This window comes from Streptococcus handemini, from assembly GCF_040984445.1.
GTDB classification, from domain to species: Bacteria; Bacillota; Bacilli; order Lactobacillales; family Streptococcaceae; genus Streptococcus; species Streptococcus handemini.
The window spans coordinates 1-6,762 of sequence record NZ_JBFRYH010000087.1; the positions used below are offsets into that span (position 1 = coordinate 1).

The following is a 6,762-nucleotide window of genomic DNA, read 5'->3' on the forward strand; positions in this document are numbered from 1 at the left end:
ACTTGACCGTAGGAAATCCCTAAATCTGTCGCATAGGCGGAGACAATATGTAAGGCTTTCTGGTGTTGGCTGGCATTACCTCTAATTGTCTTTCCGTCAATGGCTATCAGGCGTTTCGAAAAACGAGTAAAATGTTTAGCTGATACCTCTGCCTCTTCAAGAAGAGCAGACCACATCTGTGTCACTTCTACTAGAACTTGAGGATCTAGAGTCGCAAAAACTCGTTGCAGCGTATCGTGAGACGGAATCCCATTTTCTAACTCCAACACGGTTCGCAAGGAAGACTCATAGGCAGTCCCAAACTCCTCAATTTCATCCCAATATTCTGCACCTGATAGACGCGCAAAGAAAATAAGCAAGACAATATCTGACAATGTGTGCTTAATTTTCCAGGATTCTCTATCATCACGGACACCTATCAAGAAATCCAGTCTCTCATTCATAACAAAATCCTCCACTATCTCTAGTATAGCAAAGGATTCGAACTTAGTTTATGAAACTGTTATCTGAAAACGAGACTTTCTTCATGCGTTTGTCGTGTGAATAAAAGGCTGAAACCGATGCTCCAACCTTCTAATTCTATTCATTCTAATTGTTTTCAAACAATGGAGATAGGGGACGTTTTTCATGAATCCGAATAATGGCCTCAGCTAATAAGTCCGCTGTTGAAATTCGTTCAATCTTATCAATTAAGCGCTCTTCAGGAATTTCAATCGTATCCAGTACAACCAACTTCTTAATCGCAGAAGCTTGAATATTATCCATAGCAGGTCCAGATAAGACCGGATGTGTACAAGAAGCATACACTTCTACCGCACCAGCTTCTGCCAACGCATCCGCAGCATGGCAAATCGTTCCAGCTGTATCAATCATATCATCAATCAAAATACACGTCTTACCTTCAATATTTCCAATGATATTCATCACTTCGGATGTATTCATCTTATCAACACTGCGACGTTTATCGATAATCGCAATCGGAGTTTTCAAAAACTGTGCTAACTTACGCGCACGTGTCACCCCTCCGTGGTCAGGAGACACGACAACATACCCTTCTCCAATCATACCACGACGCTCGAAGTAATCTGCAATCAATGGGGCACCCATCAAATGATCCACTGGAATATCAAAGAAACCTTGAATCTGCGCAGCATGCAAATCAATGGTCAACAAACGATCTACACCAGCAATTTCTAACATATTTGCAACCAATTTAGATGTAATTGGCTCGCGCGCACGTGCTTTCCGATCCTGACGTGCATACCCATAATAAGGAATAACGACATTTACTGACTCTGCAGACGCACGTTTCAATGCATCTACCATAATCAAAATCTCCATTAAATGATCATTCACTGGAGAACTTGTTGATTGAAGAATGTAGACATGTCTTCCACGAATAGATTCCTCAATATTAACCTGAATTTCACCATCTGAAAATTGGCGAACAGTGGATTTTCCCAATGAAATCCCCATTTTCTCTGCTACCTTAGCTGCTAATTTTTGATTAGAATTAAGGGCAAACAATTTTATGTCAGAAAACGCCATGACAGCCTCCTATTTATTTCTACTTTACTATTTTAACCCTTTTTAAGACAATTTTCAAACAAAATCAAATCAAAATCTGAATGAAAAAAACTTTGGATTTCTCCAAAGTTCCACTTTATATCCATTATGGGTAAATATAACCAGCAATACCACTAGATGCGGCATTAAAGGCTCCACGGAAGTTACCAACATATTGGTTTCCATTGTAGTTTGATTCTAGTACTTGAATCTGTGAACCATTTACTTCTGTTACGACTGCTACATGCCCAAATGCCCCATCAGTCCATACTGCAACTGCTCCAACTTGTGGTGTAGAACCTGTACGGAAACCTGCTGCCGCAGCAGAGTATAACCATTGGTTTGCATTTCCCCAGTAGTTTCCAACCCAAGGTGCTACTTGTTTCGCTCCCCAAGTACATTGGCCAACTGGATAAGTATTGCTCGCATCATAGGTGTAAGTAGCAGCAGCCGGTGCCGCAGCTTCTGCAGCAGATGTAGCAGAAACAGCTGACTCAACATTCCCACCAGTTGTCAATAAGGTTGTAACAGGCTGTTGTTGCATTTGAGTTGTAGCAGCTTGTCGAGCTTGATAAGCTGCTTGAGCTGCAGCAGCTTCTCTTGCCGCAGCTTCTGCAGCAGCTTTTTGCTCAAGAAGAGCATTCTTCTCCCCTTCTGCAGTTGCTCTTTCTGCAGCAAGATTCAATTGTGCTACTTTCAAGGCTGCCTGTTGAGTATTCAATTCTTGTGAAGCATCATCTAATTTTTTCCAGTTTGCTTCAACAACGTTAATTGCTTCCTGATTGGCTTTTTGCTTTTCAACAATCGCTTCCTTATCAGCTTTTTGCTGTCCAAGCATACGATTATTTGCAGAGACAATTTCACGCATTGCGTTAATACGAGAAACAGCATCCACAATTGATTTAGAATCTAAAATGGTATTAATATAACTAGTTGCTGAACCATCTGTTTGAGCGCTACGTGCTTGTTTTTTTAATGCTTCATCACGTGATACAATATCACCTGCCAATTTTTGAATCTCTTGACTTAATGATTGTGACTCAGCCTGCAAACGGTCATTTTCAGCATTTAAACTAGCTTGTTCTGCAATAATAGCATCTACTTTTGATTGCAATGCTTCCACTTGTGCTTGTGCATTGGCTTGTTGGCTTGCAATTTCTTTAATTTTATTATCCTGGGCAGCAATTTTGCTATCAGTATCGTCTGCTTTGACAGCCACAATTGCTCCAGCGTTTGTTAAAATAACGGTACTAACGAGCAAGGTTGCTAAAAGTTTTTTCTTCATATCGAATTCAGGCTCCTCTATTCTTTCTGACTATCTCATTTTACCAAAAAAATTACGTAAATATATTACGCAATTGTTACATTTTTATGTCTTATTCGTAATCCCAAATAGCTTTTCCATTAAAGGATGTATCATCACCAATAGGAACGTATTAAACACCAAACTTGGCACTAAATTATAAAAAACAAAAATAAACATAGAAAGATTCGTCAATTGAAATAACCGAGCTAATAAAAAAGTCCCAAATTCAAATGTAAATACCATTACCAGTAGCAAAATGTAGTTCGTAACCCGTTTAAAAGCTAGACTCTGATATACGTAATAAACCAAGTAAACTGTTAAAGGAAGCAAGGCTGTGGACAAACCAATAATATTAAAATAATAGATGTCATACACAAATCCCAATACAACAAATAAAACCATCATTGGGGTAACCATCACATAAAAACTAGCAAAAATTCCCACTATCAATAGCAAATGGCTGGAAATTGACACTGCTTTTGGAGCCAAATTTGTTAACAAAGTAGACAATTGGGCGTCCAATAAAAAAGCAAACAACAACAAGAACGGTAGGAAATAAAAAATGTACTTCTTCACTATTCCTCTCCCACTACCAAAACGGAATAAATATTAGAAAAATCTGCCGCTGGTTTGACATATAGCTCCCGACTAAGATCTCTTGTACTAGTTTTTACAGACGAAACTTTTCCAATAAGAACATTTGAAGGCATATCTCCTGCTAAATCACTTGTCACTACCTCCGCACCTTCAGGAATATTTTCCGTACTATTTAATTGATTGACAATAAAGGTCGAACTATCCGTATCATATCCAACTAATACACCATAAATATTATTCGCCCCTATCAAAATCTTCACAGGAATCTTTGTAAATTGATCCGAGCTGGATAATAATTTTACATTTGTTGCATTTGGATAAACTCTCTCCACTAGTCCAATCAAACCACCATTTGCGGTGATAAGCATACCATCCTTCACACCATCTTTCGCACCAATATCCAAAGTTAATTGACTTGTCCATGAGGTAGGAGTTCTACTAGATACTAGACCTGCTACGAATCTCTTATTTCTATAAGTATCAGCCAAGAACAAACTTTGGCGCAAGCTCTCATTTTCTTTCTCTAAGCTATCTTTCTCCACTAATTTATTATTTAAATCAATAACCTGATTTTTAAGTTCCTTATTCTCGTTATAGGCAGCAATCATATCCGCAATTGATTCTTTTTGTTTAGAAAAAAACTGCGTCGGACGCCCTATAACATTATTAACTGTCGACAATGATGAATGAATAACACTAGATATATACGGAATCTGCATTTTCTTATTTACTGTTAGAAATAAGAAAGACAATGACAGCACTAAAATCACTAAACTGACAACAATTAACTTTGATACTTTATTCACTTAGCTCTACCCCAACACAAAAATCATGACCACCCGTCTAACGGGTGGTTTGAACCGGGACTATAAGCCCACATTCCCAGCCAGCGCCTAAAGACGCTGGCTTTCACTTTGTTCAAGCCTCACTGCTCTTGACTCGTCACCAGCCTCTCAAAGAAGCAGTTGTACTACTTACCATTATCCCTAAAGGGATCTTCATACTCTTTCACACTCAGCTTATCTAGTGCGATATCATGTTTTTCCTGATCTTGGATATATTTCTTTATGGTGGCTTCATTGAGACCAACCGTACTCACGTAATATCCCTCTGCCCAAAAATGGCGGTTCCCAAATTTATATTTTAAGTTGGCGTGTTTATCAAACATCATTAAGGCACTTTTACCTTTTAAGTATCCCATGAAACTTGATACACTTATCCGTGGTGGAATGCTGACTAACATGTGAACATGGTCTGGCATCAGATGTCCTTCTATAATTTCCACCCCCTTATAACTGCATAATCGGCGAAATATCTCCCCCAAACTACTTCTATATTGATTATAGATGATTTTTCGTCTATACTTAGGGGTAAACACAATGTGATAGAACACATCCATTTTGTGTGCGATAAACTATGTGCCTTTTGTGCCATATTAGTATCTCCTTTCGCTTTACAGTAGGCTTGAACACCTTTATTGTAGCGCATTTGGAGATTTTTTGTATAACAGTCGATGCGCACCCGCATAGCGGGTGGTTGATTTGTCTCGCACCTATCGAAGCGAGACTAGGCTTAAAGCCACATAATACAATAAAACGAGAATATCAAAAGATAATCTCGTTTTATTACGGAGAATAAGGGATTCGAACCCTTGCGCCAGTTACCCGACCTAACGATTTAGCAAACCGTCCTCTTCAGCCTCTTGAGTAATTCTCCACTTATAAATGGGCACGAGTGGAATCGAACCACCGACCTCACGCTTATCAGGCGTGCGCTCTAACCATCTGAGCTACGCGCCCAAACATGTGTTTGGTTTTGGAAGGAACTCCAAAAGCGGGTGACGAGAATCGAACTCGCGACAACAGCTTGGAAGGCTGTAGTTTTACCACTAAACTACACCCGCTTATTATTATGGCGCGAGACGGAATCGAACCGCCGACACATGGAGCTTCAATCCATTGCTCTACCAACTGAGCTACCGAGCCAAATCCACAATCAAATTGCGGGAGCAGGATTTGAACCTACGACCTTCGGGTTATGAGCCCGACGAGCTACCTAGCTGCTCCATCCCGCGTTACTACTAATCAAAAAGGAGGATGTGGGATTCGAACCCACGCACGCTTTTACACGCCTGACGGTTTTCAAGACCGTTCCCTTCAGCCGGACTTGGGTAATCCTCCATATAAATGAATAAATGGACCTTGTAGGACTTGAACCTACGACCGCTCGGTTATGAGCCGAGAGCTCTAACCAGCTGAGCTAAAGGTCCAGCATAAACAATAGCGGCGAAGGGGATCGAACCCCCGACCTCCCGGGTATGAACCGGACGCTCTAGCCAGCTGAGCTACACCGCCAAAAATAAATCGGGAAGACAGGATTCGAACCTGCGACCCCTTGGTCCCAAACCAAGTACTCTACCAAGCTGAGCTACTTCCCGTATGACCTACTGTAAAAATAAATCTCCCCTAACGAAACCCATTAAGCGAGCGATGCACCCTAGAGGAGTCGAACCTCTAACCGCCTGATTCGTAGTCAGGTACTCTATCCAGTTGAGCTAAGGGTGCCTATCTTTGAATGCCGAGGACCGGAATCGAACCGGTACGATGTTGCCATCGCAGGATTTTAAGTCCTGTGCGTCTGCCAGTTCCGCCACCCCGGCCTCTTCAAGCGAACGACGGGATTCGAACCCGCGACCCCCACCTTGGCAAGGTGATGTTCTACCACTGAACTACGTTCGCATTTATCCCTCTATGCCGGCTACATGACTTGAACACGCGACCCTCTGATTACAAATCAGATGCTCTACCAACTGAGCTAAGCCGGCTTATTTTCCTATTTATGCGGGTTAAGGGACTTGAACCCCCACGCCCGAAAGCGCCAGATCCTAAATCTGGTGCGTCTGCCAATTCCGCCAAACCCGCAATGACCCGTGCTGGGCTCGAACCAGCGACCCTTTGATTAAAAGTCAAATGCTCTACCAACTGAGCTAACGAGTCTACGGTCCCGACGGGAATCGAACCCGCGATCTTCGCCGTGACAGGGCGACGTGATAACCGCTACACTACGGGACCTTCTACGTTCTAAACGTATGGGAGTTAACGGGATCGAACCGCTGACCCTCTGCTTGTAAGGCAGATGCTCTCCCAGCTGAGCTAAACTCCCCCTCTAGCTAAGCGACTACCATATCTCACAGGGGGCAACCCCCAACTACTTCCGGCGTTCTAGGGCTTAACTGCTGTGTTCGGCATGGGTACAGGTGTATCTCCTAGGCTATCGTCACTTAACTATTCTTT

5 protein-coding genes, 17 tRNA genes, 1 rRNA gene and 1 pseudogene are annotated in these 6,762 nt (G+C 41.9%); all 24 read right to left on the reverse strand.

Annotated elements, in window-relative coordinates; translation table 11 throughout:
* A partial coding sequence (locus ABPH35_RS09970; protein ID WP_368849785.1) for an ISAs1 family transposase occupies positions 1 to 443 on the reverse strand: 443 nt, incomplete at its 3' end.
* A 145-nt stretch (positions 444 to 588) separates the two neighbouring features.
* The gene (locus ABPH35_RS09975) at positions 589 to 1,548 is read right to left on the reverse strand and encodes a ribose-phosphate diphosphokinase (protein ID WP_349989566.1); all 960 of its coding nucleotides are present in this window, start codon (positions 1,546 to 1,548) and stop codon (positions 589 to 591) included.
* A gap of 124 nt (positions 1,549 to 1,672) precedes the next feature.
* A complete protein-coding gene (gene pcsB, locus ABPH35_RS09980; protein ID WP_349989565.1) occupies positions 1,673 to 2,851 on the reverse strand; it encodes a peptidoglycan hydrolase PcsB in 1,179 nt (392 codons plus the stop codon).
* Between the two features lie 84 nt (positions 2,852 to 2,935).
* Positions 2,936 to 3,448, reverse strand: coding sequence for a rod shape-determining protein MreD (gene mreD / locus ABPH35_RS09985; protein ID WP_349989564.1), 513 nt, complete (start codon positions 3,446 to 3,448; stop codon positions 2,936 to 2,938).
* On the reverse strand, positions 3,448 to 4,275 hold the full coding sequence (mreC, locus tag ABPH35_RS09990) for a rod shape-determining protein MreC (RefSeq protein WP_349989563.1): 828 nt from the start codon (positions 4,273 to 4,275) through the stop codon (positions 3,448 to 3,450). Before mreC ends, mreD begins: the two co-directional genes overlap by 1 nt.
* A gap of 164 nt (positions 4,276 to 4,439) precedes the next feature.
* Positions 4,440 to 4,903, reverse strand: a pseudogene (gene tnpA, locus ABPH35_RS09995) (IS200/IS605 family transposase).
* A gap of 194 nt (positions 4,904 to 5,097) precedes the next feature.
* A tRNA-Ser gene (locus ABPH35_RS10000) sits at positions 5,098 to 5,185 on the reverse strand.
* Positions 5,186 to 5,194: 9 nt separating this feature from the next.
* Positions 5,195 to 5,268 (reverse strand) — tRNA-Ile (locus ABPH35_RS10005).
* Between the two features lie 33 nt (positions 5,269 to 5,301).
* A tRNA-Gly gene (locus ABPH35_RS10010) sits at positions 5,302 to 5,372 on the reverse strand.
* A gap of 9 nt (positions 5,373 to 5,381) precedes the next feature.
* Positions 5,382 to 5,454 (reverse strand) — tRNA-Phe (locus tag ABPH35_RS10015).
* Between the two features lie 15 nt (positions 5,455 to 5,469).
* Positions 5,470 to 5,543: transfer RNA gene (locus ABPH35_RS10020), tRNA-Met, on the reverse strand.
* Between the two features lie 16 nt (positions 5,544 to 5,559).
* Positions 5,560 to 5,649: transfer RNA gene (locus tag ABPH35_RS10025), tRNA-Ser, on the reverse strand.
* Between the two features lie 15 nt (positions 5,650 to 5,664).
* Positions 5,665 to 5,738 (reverse strand) — tRNA-Ile (locus ABPH35_RS10030).
* 11 nt (positions 5,739 to 5,749) lie between these two features.
* A tRNA-Met gene (locus tag ABPH35_RS10035) sits at positions 5,750 to 5,823 on the reverse strand.
* Between the two features lie 9 nt (positions 5,824 to 5,832).
* Positions 5,833 to 5,906 (reverse strand) — tRNA-Pro (locus tag ABPH35_RS10040).
* Between the two features lie 53 nt (positions 5,907 to 5,959).
* Positions 5,960 to 6,033: transfer RNA gene (locus ABPH35_RS10045), tRNA-Arg, on the reverse strand.
* An 11-nt stretch (positions 6,034 to 6,044) separates the two neighbouring features.
* Positions 6,045 to 6,128 (reverse strand) — tRNA-Leu (locus ABPH35_RS10050).
* A 7-nt stretch (positions 6,129 to 6,135) separates the two neighbouring features.
* Positions 6,136 to 6,207 (reverse strand) — tRNA-Gly (locus ABPH35_RS10055).
* Between the two features lie 13 nt (positions 6,208 to 6,220).
* Positions 6,221 to 6,293: transfer RNA gene (locus tag ABPH35_RS10060), tRNA-Thr, on the reverse strand.
* 15 nt (positions 6,294 to 6,308) lie between these two features.
* Positions 6,309 to 6,390, reverse strand: a tRNA-Leu gene (locus tag ABPH35_RS10065).
* Positions 6,391 to 6,392: 2 nt separating this feature from the next.
* Positions 6,393 to 6,465, reverse strand: a tRNA-Lys gene (locus ABPH35_RS10070).
* 2 nt (positions 6,466 to 6,467) lie between these two features.
* Positions 6,468 to 6,540, reverse strand: a tRNA-Asp gene (locus ABPH35_RS10075).
* Positions 6,541 to 6,558: 18 nt separating this feature from the next.
* Positions 6,559 to 6,631 (reverse strand) — tRNA-Val (locus tag ABPH35_RS10080).
* A gap of 6 nt (positions 6,632 to 6,637) precedes the next feature.
* Positions 6,638 to 6,753 (reverse strand): 5S ribosomal RNA (rrf, locus tag ABPH35_RS10085).
* Positions 6,754 to 6,762: the final 9 nt, after the last annotated feature.

Excerpts from the sequence above, each read along its gene's own strand:
- ABPH35_RS09975 (WP_349989566.1), bottom strand. The coding sequence starts at position 1,548 with ATGGCGTTTTCTGACATAAAATTGTTTGCCCTTAATTCTAATCAAAAA.
- pcsB (WP_349989565.1), bottom strand. The coding sequence starts at position 2,851 with ATGAAGAAAAAACTTTTAGCAACCTTGCTCGTTAGTACCGTTATTTTA.